The sequence below is a fragment of the Serratia sp. ID 25-353 genome, from assembly GCF_054792795.1.
Map to the genome: position 1 here is coordinate 2,903,300 of NZ_CM139236.1, position 14,478 is coordinate 2,917,777.

At 58.4% G+C, this 14,478-nt stretch carries 12 protein-coding genes and 4 pseudogenes; 6 read left to right on the forward strand and 10 right to left on the reverse strand.

The annotated features are described in order from the left end of the window. The first annotated feature begins 98 nt into the window (after positions 1-98). On the forward strand, positions 99-365 hold the full coding sequence (locus tag ACYF6X_RS14005; RefSeq protein ID WP_107227326.1) for a hypothetical protein: 267 nt from the start codon (positions 99-101) through the stop codon (positions 363-365). A 42-nt stretch (positions 366-407) separates the two neighbouring features. Here ACYF6X_RS14005 and dusC read toward each other — a convergent pair whose 3' ends face one another. From dusC to rhlE, 3 genes are all read right to left on the reverse strand, one after another. Further along, positions 408-1,340, reverse strand: a complete 933-nt coding sequence (gene dusC, locus ACYF6X_RS14010; RefSeq protein ID WP_130017448.1) for a tRNA dihydrouridine(16) synthase DusC — start codon at positions 1,338-1,340, stop codon at positions 408-410. Positions 1,341-1,424: 84 nt separating this feature from the next. After that, entirely contained in the window at positions 1,425-2,384 is a 960-nt protein-coding gene (locus ACYF6X_RS14015; RefSeq protein WP_130017447.1) for a D-2-hydroxyacid dehydrogenase family protein, read from the reverse strand. 114 nt (positions 2,385-2,498) lie between these two features. Then, positions 2,499-3,860 carry an ATP-dependent RNA helicase RhlE gene (gene rhlE / locus ACYF6X_RS14020; protein ID WP_063991153.1) on the reverse strand — a complete coding sequence of 454 codons (1,362 nt, stop codon included), beginning with the start codon at positions 3,858-3,860 and terminating at the stop codon, positions 2,499-2,501. Positions 3,861-4,157: 297 nt separating this feature from the next. Here rhlE and ACYF6X_RS14025 point away from each other — a divergent pair, with 297 nt between their 5' ends. From ACYF6X_RS14025 to ACYF6X_RS14045, 5 genes are read left to right on the forward strand one after another with little or no spacing between them, the layout of a single operon-like run. Further along, a complete protein-coding gene (locus tag ACYF6X_RS14025; protein WP_107227324.1) occupies positions 4,158-4,856 on the forward strand; it encodes a CerR family C-terminal domain-containing protein in 699 nt (232 codons plus the stop codon). A gap of 18 nt (positions 4,857-4,874) precedes the next feature. After that, the gene (gene hlyD / locus ACYF6X_RS14030) at positions 4,875-5,861 is read left to right on the forward strand and encodes a secretion protein HlyD (RefSeq protein ID WP_107227323.1); all 987 of its coding nucleotides are present in this window, start codon (positions 4,875-4,877) and stop codon (positions 5,859-5,861) included. An 8-nt stretch (positions 5,862-5,869) separates the two neighbouring features. After that, a complete protein-coding gene (locus ACYF6X_RS14035; RefSeq protein ID WP_130017446.1) occupies positions 5,870-7,606 on the forward strand; it encodes an ATP-binding cassette domain-containing protein in 1,737 nt (578 codons plus the stop codon). Next, positions 7,603-8,757, forward strand: a complete 1,155-nt coding sequence (locus tag ACYF6X_RS14040; protein ID WP_130017445.1) for an ABC transporter permease — start codon at positions 7,603-7,605, stop codon at positions 8,755-8,757. The genes ACYF6X_RS14035 and ACYF6X_RS14040 overlap by 4 nt, the downstream gene beginning before the upstream one ends. A gap of 12 nt (positions 8,758-8,769) precedes the next feature. After that, positions 8,770-9,876: an ABC transporter permease gene (locus ACYF6X_RS14045; RefSeq protein ID WP_063991148.1), complete on the forward strand. Its 1,107-nt coding sequence runs from the start codon at positions 8,770-8,772 to the stop codon at positions 9,874-9,876. 75 nt (positions 9,877-9,951) lie between these two features. On the opposite strand, the pseudogene ACYF6X_RS14050 reads toward ACYF6X_RS14045, so the two are convergent. From ACYF6X_RS14050 to ACYF6X_RS14080, 7 genes and pseudogenes are all read right to left on the reverse strand, one after another. After that, positions 9,952-10,074: pseudogene (locus ACYF6X_RS14050) on the reverse strand (transposase); the annotation flags it as partial. Positions 10,075-10,412: 338 nt separating this feature from the next. Then, positions 10,413-10,640 carry a hypothetical protein gene (locus ACYF6X_RS14055; RefSeq protein ID WP_107227319.1) on the reverse strand — a complete coding sequence of 76 codons (228 nt, stop codon included), beginning with the start codon at positions 10,638-10,640 and terminating at the stop codon, positions 10,413-10,415. Between the two features lie 353 nt (positions 10,641-10,993). Then, positions 10,994-11,393, reverse strand: a pseudogene (locus ACYF6X_RS14060) (RHS repeat-associated core domain-containing protein); the annotation flags it as partial. 75 nt (positions 11,394-11,468) lie between these two features. Beyond that, a complete protein-coding gene (locus tag ACYF6X_RS14065; protein ID WP_130017444.1) occupies positions 11,469-11,741 on the reverse strand; it encodes an immunity protein TriTu family protein in 273 nt (90 codons plus the stop codon). Further along, positions 11,726-12,662: pseudogene (locus tag ACYF6X_RS14070) on the reverse strand (RHS repeat domain-containing protein); the annotation flags it as partial. The gene ACYF6X_RS14065 and the pseudogene ACYF6X_RS14070, both read right to left, overlap by 16 nt. Positions 12,663-12,725: 63 nt before the next feature. Then, positions 12,726-13,121: a hypothetical protein gene (locus ACYF6X_RS14075; RefSeq protein WP_130017443.1), complete on the reverse strand. Its 396-nt coding sequence runs from the start codon at positions 13,119-13,121 to the stop codon at positions 12,726-12,728. Positions 13,122-13,132: 11 nt separating this feature from the next. Beyond that, a pseudogene (locus ACYF6X_RS14080) lies at positions 13,133-14,344 on the reverse strand (RHS repeat-associated core domain-containing protein); the annotation flags it as partial. Between the last annotated feature and the right edge of the window lie 134 nt (positions 14,345-14,478).

The following is a 14,478-nucleotide window of genomic DNA, read 5'->3' on the forward strand; positions in this document are numbered from 1 at the left end:
ATAACCACCTGGGCCGCCAAGGGTGATATTTTTATTTAGATGGGGTAAGCTTAATCCCGTAGTCGAAATTATTTAACGGCCAACTCAAGGAGAAATTCATGAGCAACAATGCAAACGCACAGGCGCAGCTGGATAATTTACGCAACGTCGCTTCCCAGCTGAAGGAAATGCGCCACTATGCGCAGGCGAATACCGAGACGCTCTCCGCACACTGGCTGGCCTTCGATCAGGGGGAATGCAAAAATAAGGCGTTCGCCGAAGCCATTAACGACCTATTGAATAAACAGGGCGCCTGCCTGGAAGGGCTGGAAAAAATCATTCAGGATATCGAGATAGAATTTAACCGTCTCGACAAAGCCGCCTGATAATACCGATTTAAAATAAACCCGCCGCGTGCGGGTTTATTTTTAGCTACGGCAGATGACGCGCGCAATATCCCCTGACGTCGTCAGCGCGCGTATTTCGCTAAACAGTTCGGTGGCTTCGTCATATTCTTTGCGCAAATAGCCCAGCCACTGTTTGATACGCGCCACATGATACAGGCCGGTGTCGCCCTGCTTTTCAAGATGGACGTATTTTTGCAGCAGCTCAACCACCTGCGGCCAGGGCATGCACGGTTCGTTGTACTTCACCACCCGGCTCAGGTTCGGCACGTTGAGCGCGCCGCGCCCCAGCATGATGGCGTCGCAGCCGGTCGCCTGCAGGCAATCCTGCGCGCTCTGGTAATCCCAGATCTCGCCGTTGGCGATCACCGGAATGCTAAGCCGTTGGCGGATCTCGCCGATCGCCGCCCAGTTGATGCGATCCGCCTTGTAGCCGTCCTCTTTGGTGCGGCCATGCACCGTCAGCTCGCTGGCGCCCGCCTGCTGCACCGCATCGGCGATTTCAAAACTGCGGCTGGAGGAGTCCCAGCCCAGGCGCACCTTCACCGTGACCGGCAGATGGGTCGGCACCGCCGCGCGCATCGCTTTGGCGCCCTGGTAGATCAACTCCGGATCTTTGAGCAGCGTCGCCCCGCCGCCGCTGCCATTTACCAGCTTGGACGGGCAGCCGCAGTTGAGATCGACCCCGTAAGAGCCCAATTCCACCGCGCGCGCGGCGTTCTCCGCCAGCCACTGCGGGTACTGCCCCAGCAGCTGCACGCGCACCAGCGTGCCCGACGGCGTACGGCTGGCGTGGCGCAGCTCCGGGCACAGCCGGTAGAACGATTTGGCCGGCAGCAGCTGATCGACCACGCGCAAAAATTCGGTGATGCACAGATCGTAGTCGTTCACGTCGGTGAGCAACTCACGCACCAAAGAATCGAGAACGCCCTCCATCGGAGCCAATAATACGCGCATGACCAATCCCAGCTAAAAAAAGACCCGCAATGATACGGGTGAATGCCCGCGCCAGACAAGCCTCTGCGGGCATTAAAAGCGCCGTCAGCCCAGCCGGCGGATCGGTTGGCCGGCGAGGAACGCCGCAATGTCCTCGACCGCCTCGGTGAAGTAGGCGCGGTAGTTGTCGTCCGCCACGTAACCCACATGCGGCGTCGCCAGCACGTTGGGCAGCTGACGAAACGCATCGTCGGCCGGCAACGGCTCCGTCTCGAACACATCCAGCCCGGCACCGGCAATCTTCCGCTGTTGCAGCACGTCCACCAATGCCGCCCGATCGACGATCGCCGCACGCGAGGTGTTGATCAGGTAAGCGGTGGGCTTCATCGCCGCCAATTCGTCGCGCCCCACCAACCCGCGGCTGCGATCGCTCAGCACCAGGTGGATAGAGACAAAATCGCTCTGCTCGAACAACGCCCGTTTGGACGGCGCCAGTAGGGCCCCCTCCTGCGCCGCCCGTTCCGCCGTCAGGTTCTGGCTCCAGGCCAACACCCGCATGCCGAACGCCTGCGCCACCCGGGCCATCTGGCCGCCGATCTTGCCCAGCCCCAGCAACCCCAGCGTTTTCCCCTGCAGGGTAACGCCGAGATCCCGCTGCCACGGGCCGTTGTTTTTCAGCCCGACGCTTTCCGGCACGATATGCTTCGCCAGCCCGAGCAGCAGCGCCCAGGTCAGCTCCATCGGCGCCGCCGACCCGCTGCTGGTGCCGCACACCACGACGCCGCGCTCGGCGGCGGCGGCCAAATCGATAGAAGCGTTGCGCATGCCGGAGGTGATCAACAGCTTCAGCTTCGGCAGCCGCGCCAGCAGCGAGGCGGTCATCGGCGTGCGCTCGCGCATGATGACCAGAATGTCGCACTCCTGCAGATGCACCGCCAGCTCCGTCTCATCGGTAAAGTGTGCGCTGATGGCGGACACCTCCACCCGATCGGCCAGCGCCGACCAGTCCGCCATCTTGAGCGCCACCTGCTGGTAATCATCGAGAATTGCGCACTTCAATTTCATCTCCGTCTCCTGGAATGTAGGGTTAGCCACCGTCCAGCCTAGTACGAAAATGCCGTTCCGCCAGGCAAAAAAAAAGCCGCCCGTATCGGCGGCTTACTCTTTGAGCAATCAGGCTTATTCAGCCGGTTTGCGACTGCGTGGGCGACGCGAAGCCGGCGCGCCGGAACGGCGCTGGCCATCACCCTGCGGGCGGGCGTTACCGTTGCCGCGGTTTTCACGTTGGCCACCGTTCGCGTTGCCGCTGCGCTGACCACCGCCGTTACCGGAACGTTGACCGCCGCCGTTGCCGCGCCCGCCACCCTGACGGCCGTTGATGATCGGCTCGGCCTTGATGGTCGGATCCGGCTCGTAGCCCGGCAACGCGATACGTGGAATTTCACGCTTCAGCAGACGCTCGATGTCGCGCAGCAGCTTGTGCTCATCCACGCACACCAGCGAGATAGCTTCGCCGGTGCGCTCCGCGCGGCCGGTACGGCCGATACGGTGTACGTAGTCTTCCGGCACGTTAGGCAGCTCGTAGTTCACCACGTGCGGCAGCTGGTCGATATCCAGGCCGCGCGCCGCGATGTCGGTCGCCACCAGCACGCGGATGCGGCCGTCTTTGAAGTCGGCCAGCGCACGGGTACGGGCGCCCTGGCTCTTGTTGCCGTGGATCGCCGCAGCGGTGATGCCGTCTTTGTTCAGCTGTTCCGCCAGGTGGTTGGCGCCGTGCTTGGTGCGGGTAAACACCAGCACCTGTTTCCAGTCGCCTTCGCCAATCATCTGCGACAGCAGTTCCCGCTTACGCTTCTTGTCGACGAAATGCACGCTCTGTTCAATCTGCTCAGACGCGGTGTTGCGGCGCGCCACTTCTACCGAAGCCGGGTTGTGCAGCAGCTTATTGGCCAGCGCCTTGATGTCGTCGGAGAAGGTGGCGGAGAACAGCAGGTTCTGACGCTTGGCCGGCAGCTTGGCCAGCACGCGGCGGATGTCGTGGATAAAGCCCATGTCCAGCATGCGGTCCGCTTCGTCCAGCACCAGAATTTCGATTTTGGACAGGTCAACCGCGTTCTGATGTTCCAGATCCAGTAGACGGCCCGGCGTTGCCACCAGGATATCGACGCCGCCGCGCAGCTTCATCATCTGCGGGTTGATGCTCACGCCGCCAAACACCACCAGCGAACGCAGGCGCAGGTGTTTGCTGTAGGCATCGACGTTTTCGCCGATCTGCGCCGCCAGCTCACGGGTTGGCGTCAGGATCAGCGCGCGCACCGGGCGACGGCCCTTGACCGGATGGTCATGCTTGCTCAGCAGCTGCAACAGCGGCAGGGTAAAACCGGCGGTTTTACCGGTGCCGGTCTGGGCGCTGGCCATCAGGTCACGACCTTCCAGCACGACAGGGATAGCCTGACGCTGAATTGGCGTCGGTTCGCGATAGCCCTGTTCTTCAACAGCGCGCACAATTTCAGCACTTAAGCCGAGGGTTTCAAATGACATAAAGAGAAAAACTCCAGATCCCCCCTAACCTAACGGTGTTCGGTGCAGTTTCCTGGGAGGATGATCAGACGGGGCATTAAGCATGACCACGAGGGATTGGCACAAACTGCAGTGCACCAGGCGGCGATTGTAACAGAAGTCGCGTAATAAAAAGCACTTTTACGCACCCAGAGCACAATCTGCCGTAAATTCAGCATTGTCTGAAGCCGATCACATAACTCATTGTGATTAGCGGTTGCGTTTTAAGCAATCTGGCATAAAGTTAATCATATGATTGATTAACTTTGAGCGTGACCCATGCCAGCTTCCGTCCCTCATCAGGCCGCCGGCCGAGCGCGCGGCGAGCAAACGCGCCGGCAGCTGCTCGCCGCGGCGACCGAACTGTTCGGCGAATGCGGCCTGCAGGGCGCCACCACCCGCGACATCGCCCAGCGCGCCGGCCAGAATATCGCCGCCATCACCTATTACTTCAGCTCCAAAGAGGGGCTGTACCTGGCCGTGGCGCAGTCGCTCGCCGATTTCATCCAGCAGGCGTTCGCCCCGCTGGCCGACGAGGTCGATCGCTTCTGGCAACAGCCCGCCGCGCAGCGCTCACCCGACGCGGCGCTGCGTTTGCTGCAGCGTGGCCTGCTGGCTTTCAGCGACCTGATGACCCAGCCGCACACGCTGAACCTGAGCAAAATCATGTCGCGCGAACAGCTCGCCCCGACCGAGGCCTACCCGCTGATCCACAGCCAGGTGATCGCGCCGATGCACGCGCGGCTGTGCCGCCTGCTGGCAGCCGCGACCGGCATCGACGAACAGGCGACCCGCCTCGTGTTGCATACCCATGCGCTGATCGGCGAGGTGCTGTCGTTCCGCGTGGCGCGCGAAACCATCCGCCGCCAGGCCGGCTGGCAAGCCATTGGCGAGGACGAAGCGGCGCAGATCGGCGCCGTGCTGAGCGAACATATTGAGATTCTGGTTACCGGGCTGCGCCAACGTCATGGCGCGTAAATTCAGGCAGGGAGTGTTATGAACAAAAAACGCAGTGCCTTGATCGTATTGTTAATTCTGCTGATCGCGGCCGCCGCTTACGGGGTATGGCATTACCAACAGCAGCAAGATAAGCCGTTGACGCTGTACGGCAACGTCGACATCCGCACGGTAAACCTCGGCTTTCGCGTCGACGGCCGCCTGGCGTCGCTGACGGTGGATGAAGGCGATGCCGTTCAGCCGGGCCAGCTGCTTGGTAAGCTGGACGACGCCCCTTACCGCAACGCGCTGCAGCAGGCCGAAGCCAACGTCGGCAGCGCGCGCGCCAAACTGTCGCTGCTGCAGGCCGGCTACCGCAGCGAAGAGATCGCCCAGGTACGGTCGGAAATGGCGCAGCGCCAGTCCGCCTTCGCCTACGCCGACAGCTTCCTGAAACGCCAGCAGGGGCTGTGGGCGAAAAACGCCACCTCCGCCGACGCGCTGGAGGATGCGCGCACCGCCCGCAATCAGGCGCAGGCCAACCTGCAGGCGGCGAAGGACAAGCTGTCGCAATACCGCAGCGGCAACCGCCCGCAAGAAATCGAACAGGCCAAGGCCGACGTGGCGCAGAGCGAGGCGGCGCTGGCGCAGGCGCAGTTGAACCTGCAAGATGCCACGCTGGTCTCCCCTTCCGCCGGCACAGTGCTGACCCGCGCGGTGGAGCCGGGCACCATGCTCGGCGCCGGCGGCACGGTCTTCACCCTGTCGCTGACCCGGCCGGTGTGGGTGCGCGCCTACGTCAACGAAACCAGCCTGAACCAGGCGGTGCCCGGCACCGAACTGGAGATCTACACCGACGGCCGCCCCGACAAGCCTTACCACGGCAAGATCGGTTTCGTCTCGCCGACCGCGGAATTCACGCCGAAAAGCGTTGAAACGCCGGATCTGCGCACCGATCTGGTGTACCGCCTGCGGGTGATCGTCACCGACGCCGACGACGCGCTGCGCCAGGGCATGCCGGTCACCCTGCGCTTCGCCAAACCCTGAGGCCGGCCATGGAACAGGCGCACACCATTGAGCTGGAAGAGCTGGAGAAGCGCTTCCCGTCGCTTGAGAAACCGGCGGTCGCCAGCCTGACCACCACCCTGCGCAGCGGCGCGGTGATCGGGCTGGTCGGCCCGGACGGCGCCGGCAAAACCACCCTGCTGCGCATGCTGGCCGGGCTGCTGCAACCCAGCAGCGGCAAACTGCGGATCGCCGGGCTGGATCCGATCGCGCAGGATCGTCAACTGCACGCGATCCTCGGTTACATGCCGCAGAAGTTCGGGCTGTATGAGGATCTGACGGTGATGGAGAACCTGACGCTGTACGCCGATCTGCGCGGCGTCACCGGCGATCTTCGCCGCCAGACCTTCGAGCGGCTGTTGAAATTCACCGATCTGACCCGCTTCACCGAGCGCCTGGCGGGCAAGCTGTCCGGCGGCATGAAGCAGAAACTCGGCCTGGCCTGCACGCTGGTGGGCGAACCTCAGGTGCTGTTGCTGGATGAGCCGGGCGTCGGCGTCGATCCGATCTCGCGCCGCGAGCTGTGGCGCATGGTGCACGAGCTGGCCAACGACGGCATGTTGATCCTGTGGAGCACCTCTTATCTCGATGAGGCCGAGCAGTGCCGCGAAGTGCTGCTGCTCAACGAGGGCGAGCTGCTGTTCAGCGGCGCGCCGCAGGAGCTGACCCGCCGTATGGCCGGACGCACGGTATTGATCGCCGCGCCCCCCGGCAGCCATCGATCGCTGCTGCAGCGGGCGATCTGCCTGCCGGCGGTCACCGACGGGGTGATCCAGGGCAAGTCTCTGCGCCTGATCCTGAAGGAAGGCGAAGATCACCGGCAGCTGTTGCAGGCGCTGGATCTGCCGGACGCCGAACTGGACGAAGCGGATCCGCGTTTCGAGGATGCGTTTATCGATCTGCTCGGCGGCGGCCCCAACCACCGCTCGGCGCTGGCGGAGATCATGCCGACCGTCAACGGCGCAAGCGGTGAAACGGTGATCGAAGCGGTGCAACTGACCAAGAAATTCGGCGATTTCGCCGCTACCGATCACGTTGATTTCCAGGTGCGGCGCGGCGAAATTTTCGGCCTGCTCGGGCCGAACGGCGCCGGCAAGTCCACCACCTTCAAAATGATGTGCGGCCTGCTGATCCCCTCCAGCGGTAAGGCGCTGGTGCTGGGGATGGATCTCAAGACCAGCTCCGGCCAGGCGCGCCAGCGCCTCGGCTACATGGCGCAAAAATTCTCGCTGTACGGCAACCTGACGGTGGCGCAGAACCTGAAGTTCTTCTCCGGCGTCTACGGCCTGAGCGGCAAGGCGCAGCGCGACAAAATCGACGAGATGTCCCGCGCCTTCAACTTCGCGCCGATCCTCGATCAGACGCCGGACGCGCTGCCGCTCGGCTTCAAACAGCGCCTGGCGCTGGCCTGCGCGCTGATGCACGAACCGGATATCCTGTTCCTCGACGAACCGACTTCCGGCGTCGATCCGCTGACGCGGCGCGAGTTCTGGTTGCACATCAACGGCATGGTCGACAAGGGCGTCACGGTGATGGTGACCACCCACTTTATGGACGAGGCGGAATACTGCGACCGCATCGGCCTGGTGTACCGCGGCAAGATCATCGCCGCCGGCACGCCGGACGATCTCAAACAGCAGGTGGCGCGCGACGACAATCCCAACCCCTCGATGGAACAGGCGTTTATCGAGCTGGTGCAGGGCTACGACGAGGAGGAATCACGGTGAGCAATAACCGCATCCCAATCGACGACGGCGGCTTCTCCTGGCGCCGGCTGCGCGCGCTGTGCCTGAAGGAAACGCGGCAGATACTGCGCGATCCCAGCAGCGGCCTGATCGCCTTCGTCATCCCGCTGATGCTGCTGTTTATCTTCGGCTACGGCATCAACCTGGACTCCAGCAAGCTGCATCTGGGCATTCTGATGGAGCAACAGAGCGAAGACGCACGCGATCTGGCCCAGGCGTTCGCCGGTTCCCCCTATATCGAACCGACCATCAGCGACAACCGCCAACAGCTGATCCAGCAGATGCAGGCCGGCACGATCCGCGGCCTGGTGGTGATCCCGGTCGATTTCGACCAGCGCATGGCGCGCCCGCACGACAGCGCCCCTATCCAGATCATCACCGACGGCAGCGAGCCGAACACCGCCAACTTCGTGCAGGGCTATGCCCAGGGCGTATGGCAAATTTGGCAGCAGCAGCGCGCCACCGATCGGGGCAACAGCGACAAACCGCTAATTGACGTGCAGATGCGCTACTGGTTCAACCCGGCGGCCATCAGCCGGCACTACATCATTCCCGGCGCCATCACCATCATCATGACGGTGATCGGCGCCATCCTCACCTCGCTGGTGATCGCCCGCGAATGGGAGCGCGGCACCATGGAGGCCCTGCTGTCCACCCAGGTGACGCGCAGCGAGCTACTGCTCTCCAAACTGATCCCTTATTACTTCCTCGGTATGATCGCCATGGCGCTGTGCATGGCGGTGGCGGTGTGGGTGCTCGGCGTGCCCTATCGCGGTTCGCTGCTGATCCTGCTGCTGATCAGCAGCCTGTTCCTCGCCAGCACCCTCGGCATGGGCCTGCTGATCTCCACCCTCACCCGCAATCAGTTCAATGCGGCGATGGTGGCGCTGAATGCCGCCTTCCTGCCGTCGATCATGCTGTCCGGTTTCATCTTCCAGATCGACAGCATGCCGGCCATCGTGCGCGCGGTGACCTACATCATTCCGGCGCGCTACTTCGTCAGCACGCTGCAAACGCTGTTCCTGGCGGGCAACGTCGGCACCGTGCTGCTGATCAATCTGCTGTTCCTGATCGCTTCCGCCGTAGTGTTCATCGGCCTGACGGCCTGGAAAACCCAGCGCCGGCTGGATTGAGGAGAAAGAGCGATGTTTCATCGTCTGTTGACGCTCATCATCAAGGAAATGCAGGCGCTGCTGCGCGATCCGCAAACCCGCGCCATTTTAATCATGCCGGTGATCCTGCAGGTGCTGTTGTTCCCGTTCGCCGCGACGCTGGAAGTTACCAACGCCACCATCGCGGTCTACAGCGAGGACAGTGGCCAGGCCTCGGTAGAGCTGACCCAGCGCTTCGCCAAAGCCAAGGCCTTTCAACACGTGCTGCTGCTGCGCAGCCCGCAGGAGATAAAGACCACCATCGACAACCAGCGAGCGCTGCTGCTGATCCGCTTCCCGGCGCAATTCTCGCGCGATATCGCCGCCGGCAACACCGCCCCGCTGCAGCTGCTGCTCGACGGGCGCAACTCCAACAGCGCGCAGATCGCCGCCAACTACGTGCAGCAGATCGTGCAGGAATATCAGAACGAGCTGCTCGGCAACCGCGCCAAACCCAACAACAGCGAGCTGGTGGTGCGCAACTGGTATAACCCGAATCTGGACTACAAATGGTTCGTGGTGCCATCGCTGATCGCCATGATCACCACCATCGGCGTGCTGATCGTCACCTCGCTGTCGGTGGCGCGCGAACGCGAACAGGGCACGCTGGAACAGCTGCTGGTCTCGCCGCTCACCACCTGGCAGATCTTTATCGGCAAGGCGGTGCCGGCGCTGATCGTCGCCAGCTTCCAGGCCAGCATCGTGCTGCTGATCGGCATCTTCCTGTACCAGATCCCGTTTGCCGGATCGCTGCTGCTGTTCTATGCCACCATGCTGATCTACGGGCTGTCGCTGGTCGGTTTCGGCCTGCTGATCTCGTCGCTGTGCGCCACTCAGCAGCAGGCGTTCATCGGCGTGTTCGTGTTCATGATGCCGGCAATCCTGCTCTCGGGTTACGTCTCGCCGGTGGAGAATATGCCGGTGTGGCTGCAGGATCTGACCTGGGTCAACCCGATACGCCACTTCACCGACATCACCAAGCAGATCTACCTGAAGGACGCCAGCTTCAGCATCATCTGGCACAGCCTGTGGCCGCTGCTGGTGATCACCGCCACCACCGGCAGCGCCGCCTACGCGCTATTCCGCCGCAAAATCGCATAAAAAGGTTCATAACGCTTTACCGGGAAACGCTGCTTTGATTTTCAAAAAGAAGTAATCGTTATCCCGGTATCCCTAGGCCATTCTTTTTATCGCCTTAACTTTATTATTTATCCCTTCCAGAACGCTGGTACTCCGACGATGCGTGGGACTCACGAATATGCCATTGACATAACCTCTCAGCTTATTGGCAAACGACTGTTTGAAGGGGTTATGCTCACTATAGCTTGATTTAACAGTCTGTGACGGCTCACGTCTGAGAGAAACTAATCAAGATATTGATCAAATATTTTAAACTCTTCAGGATAACGTTTACCACTCATGGGCACCTCTCTCTTTAAGTCATCTTAAATGACTCTGAGGTGTCTGTTAAACCCGTGGCGATTCACATTTACCACGTGTTCATATCACTGCCATATGCCTCTATCCTTGTCCGACCTTCCCCCTCATGACTTGTCTTTAACACGGAGAGGGACTCAGTCAGTTTAGTACTATATACTGTAGCCGGGTAGGTTTTAACCATTCCGGTTTTCAATTTATCATTTCAGATTTAGCTTGATGAAAGATATTACTTCATCTTTGCTCATTTCAAATTCCGGGCCAGAATCAATTCCTTTTAAATAATCTACTACATATGAGAGTTCTTCGTCAGGAATGTCATAGTCCAGATAAAATCTATAGGCGTAGTCCGCCACTTTAGATGAACTATAATTATCATCAAGAAGACAGTTCAATCCATTTAAAAACAGCGTTCTCATCTCATTCATATTAAATCACCATCCTATTCCTGTTGCTTTACCTGAAGGAGTTGCGATTCCTGCATCGATATCAGCCTTAGTTGGTGGATAATGGGGCAGGTTTAACACGTCACCATCTTTCATTTTTGGATGAACTCGATTGACCTCTCCTGCATGATTATAAGTCTCTTCCCAAGATCTTACATTCCCTGTTTTAGGATCCCATTCTGTAACATGGGAGCGTCCTCTTGTTGGCCCCTGAGTTCTAGCTAATGCCTCTTTGTCATAATAGCGAATGCGACCATCAGGTAGATGTCGAGTATTTACTGCCGTTTTTTGAGCTTTTTCTAAAGCCCTAAACTTTCGGTTCAACTTCGTTGATGGCGAGCAACTTAGCCCAAACGGATCCACCCACATCAGCGGGTTCGGCGCATACTGATACAGGTTCAACCCGCCTTCCAGCCCTATCGGATCCTGCGTGGTGAAACGCCCTACCTCGGGCTCGTAGTAGCGGAACAGGTTGTAGTGCAGGCCGCTTTCGTCGTCCTGATATTGCCCGGCGTAGCACAGCGGCTGCTGATATTGCGCGCCCTGCCGCTTCGCCGCGCCGGCCACCGTCTGGCCCTGCAGCTTGCCGAAGGTGTCGTATTGCCCGGACCAGCACAGGTTGCCCGCCGCGTCGGTCACTTCCAGCGGTGCGCTGTTCAGATCGGTGTGATACCAGTAAATATCCGCCGAGCGGCTGTCGCCCGCCTGCTCCAGCGCCGCCAGCGGACTCGCCGGATCGTTATTTAATAGTCCATCAGTGCATAAAGACGAGCATTTAAAATTAGTAAATCAAACTCAGATCAATAATCTTTATAACTGTGTTCTAAGCAATGATACAAACTCTTTAAATGCTTCTATTACAGTTTCCTCGTCTGATAATTCTCTTCGTTCATTAATTATATAGTTCCCGGTTTCAACATCAATGTTCTCCAACATACAAGATGCATCATCCCACACAGTAAAACGCGCAATCTTCGTATCATCATCTATATCAACAACCAGACTATCTGTAAAATCATTAGCATTGTACTTAACTTCATAATGGCTATTAGATAAGATCCAATCACTTATTTTTTTGAGCATGTTGAAATTCCTGATTCTGCTTTATGAGCCTTAACCTCAATGTTTTTCACAGTCGGCATTTCTGGTACTGGTAGCCCCTTACGTTTGGCTAATCTCCCCTCCAACGAGTCAGGACCAACTATTTTTGCCCAACCTTCATTAGTCTTGATTAAAGATCGTTCAGGCACTTCGAATTCAACGTACATAGTACCCGGTTTAGCTTGTTTTCCAAACGCATCAATATTTGCAGGTGATGCTACATGGGTTGCTTTGCACAACCTTACCTGTGGAAACCATTTTTTCGTATTCTGCCGGTCCCATCCAGCGACCAACAGTAACCTCAGTCAACCCCAGCGGATCCACCCACATCAGCGGGTTCGACGCATACTGATAAAGGTTCAACCCGCCGCGCAGCCCTATCGGATCCTGCGTGGTAAAACGCCCCACCTCGGGTTCGTAGTAGCGGAACAGGTTGTAGTGCAGGCCGCTTTCGTCGTCCTGATATTGCCCGGCGTAGCGCAGCGGCTGCTGATATTGCGCGCCCTACCGCTTCGCCGCGCCGGCCACCGTCTGGCCCTGCAGCTTGCCGAAGGTGTCGTACTGCCCGGGCCAGCACAGGTTGCCCGCTGCGTCGGTCACTTCCAGTGGTGCGCTGTTCAGATCGGTGTGATACCAGTAAATATCCGCCGAGCGGCTGTCGCCCGCCTGCTCCAGCGCCGCCAGTGGGCTCCACGGGCTGGCCGGATCGTAGCTCCAACTGCGGCGGCTACCGTCGTCGCGCTGCTCCTGCAGCAACCGGTAGCCTTGCCACAGGAAACGGGTCGTCTGTTCGGTTTTGCCCTTGTAGCGCACCGCCTTGCGGCTGCGGCGGCCCAGCGCGTCGTAATGGTACTGCGCCTCGAATTCGCCCTGCGGGCTGCGGCCGTGCGCCTGCACCAGCCGATATTAACTCGTGATAATAAAAAAACACTTTAATGAACTAGCCCCAGACAACCATAGCTACATTTAATCTTTATCACCATCAATATAGTTACTAAATCCTTGGAATATAAAATCATCAAACTCAATATTCACACTCCAATCATCTCCCTGCTGTGAAATAAATTTTTTACCCTTTTCACATACAATGTTAATTTTTGCATAAGAGGCCTTTTTCCAGTTGACAATATTAATATCATCACAACCAGCCCCGTTTAACTCTATGACCAAAACATTGAAATCCTTTCCCCAAGCCCCCCACTTACCCACATCAACTGCTGGTTTCTGATGTGTATGTATCTTAATTGACAAACGTCCTTCGACATCGAAAACAATCTGTCCAATATATACACTTTCTTCCAAACCATTAGGGAACACTTTTGTTAAAAACTCGTTTCTTCTTACAAAATCCAATAAATTCATATAATCACCAATTAAAAATTGTAATGGCCATGCGTACCGGGAAAACTCCCTGTATTTAAATTATCGATAGGCCTCACATTAAAATGTGGTTCTGCCCCATGTAATGCAGTTGCCTTTGTATGACCAAGACTATGCTCTTGGATTACAACAGGGCCCCCTTCTCTATTTGTATAGTGATATTGCCTGACCTGTATAGGTGCTCCATTAGCATCAAGTATCTTATTACCTTTACCATCCAATAAGTCAACCCGATCTATTTTTGGATGTTGGTTATTACTGATTTTTGCATCACGCTTAGCTTGTCTAAATGCATCTCTTCTACTGGTGCCAATATATGTGGTTTTTTTATTTTTTTCAGCACCACACGCACTCAACCCAAACGGATCCACCCACATCAGCGGGTTCGGCGCATACTGATACAGGTTCAACCCGCCGCGCAGCCCTATCGGATCCTGCGTGGTGAAACGCCCCACCTCGGGTTCGTAGTAGCGGAACAGGTTGTAGTGCAGGCCGCTTTCGTCGTCCTGATATTGCCCGGCGTAGCGCAGCGGCTGCTGATATTGCGCGCCCTGCCGCTTCGCCGCGCCGGCCACCGTCTGGCCCTGCAGCTTGCCGAAGGTGTCGTACTGCCCGGACCAGCACAGGTTGCCCGCCGCGTCGGTCACCTCCAGCGGTGCGCTGTTCAGATCGGTGTGATACCAGTAAATATCTGCCGAGCGGCTGTCGCCCGCCTGCTCCAGCGCCGCCAGCGGGCTCCACGGGCTGGCCGGATCGTAGCTCCAGCTGCGGCGGCTGCCGTCGTCGCGCTGCTCCTGCAGCAACCGGTAGCCCTGCCACAGGAAACGGGTCGTCTGTTCGGTTTTGCCCTTGTAGCGCACCGCCTTGCGGCTGCGGCGGCCCAGCGCGTCGTAATGATACTGCGCCTCGAATTCGCCCTGCGGGCCGCGGCCGTGCGCCTGCACCAGCCGGTTGTCGGCGTCGTAGCGGTAGTGCTGTTCGTACAGGCCGTTGCGCCGGCTGATCAGGTTGCCCCAGGCGTCGTAACGGTAAAACAGTTTTTGCCAGTGCGTCAGCCGGTTGTCGGCGATCGGCGCCAACGGCAGGTGCGCGTCGATGTCGCTCTGCGGGCTGCGCTCGCCCAGCAGGTTATCCGCCAGATCGTACACCAGCCGCGCGCCCGGTTTTCCCTGATTGGGTTCGCGGTGTTGCAGCAAGCGGCCTTTGATGCAACTAACAATCTAATGTTTTTACTCTTCCTCTTTTTTATTTTTAAAGAGCCGAATATCTCCTTTTCAAGCCTCTACCTTACATCTCATATTCAATGTTGCTCAAATTTGTTGTAAAACTCTAACAATCT

Excerpts from the sequence above, each read along its gene's own strand:
- ACYF6X_RS14005 (WP_107227326.1), top strand. The coding sequence starts at position 99 with ATGAGCAACAATGCAAACGCACAGGCGCAGCTGGATAATTTACGCAAC.
- dusC (WP_130017448.1), bottom strand. The coding sequence starts at position 1,340 with ATGCGCGTATTATTGGCTCCGATGGAGGGCGTTCTCGATTCTTTGGTG.
- ACYF6X_RS14015 (WP_130017447.1), bottom strand. The coding sequence starts at position 2,384 with ATGAAATTGAAGTGCGCAATTCTCGATGATTACCAGCAGGTGGCGCTC.
- rhlE (WP_063991153.1), bottom strand. The coding sequence starts at position 3,860 with ATGTCATTTGAAACCCTCGGCTTAAGTGCTGAAATTGTGCGCGCTGTT.
- ACYF6X_RS14025 (WP_107227324.1), top strand. The coding sequence starts at position 4,158 with ATGCCAGCTTCCGTCCCTCATCAGGCCGCCGGCCGAGCGCGCGGCGAG.
- hlyD (WP_107227323.1), top strand. The coding sequence starts at position 4,875 with ATGAACAAAAAACGCAGTGCCTTGATCGTATTGTTAATTCTGCTGATC.
- ACYF6X_RS14035 (WP_130017446.1), top strand. The coding sequence starts at position 5,870 with ATGGAACAGGCGCACACCATTGAGCTGGAAGAGCTGGAGAAGCGCTTC.
- ACYF6X_RS14045 (WP_063991148.1), top strand. The coding sequence starts at position 8,770 with ATGTTTCATCGTCTGTTGACGCTCATCATCAAGGAAATGCAGGCGCTG.
- ACYF6X_RS14055 (WP_107227319.1), bottom strand. The coding sequence starts at position 10,640 with ATGAATGAGATGAGAACGCTGTTTTTAAATGGATTGAACTGTCTTCTT.
- ACYF6X_RS14065 (WP_130017444.1), bottom strand. The coding sequence starts at position 11,741 with ATGCTCAAAAAAATAAGTGATTGGATCTTATCTAATAGCCATTATGAA.
- ACYF6X_RS14075 (WP_130017443.1), bottom strand. The coding sequence starts at position 13,121 with ATGAATTTATTGGATTTTGTAAGAAGAAACGAGTTTTTAACAAAAGTG.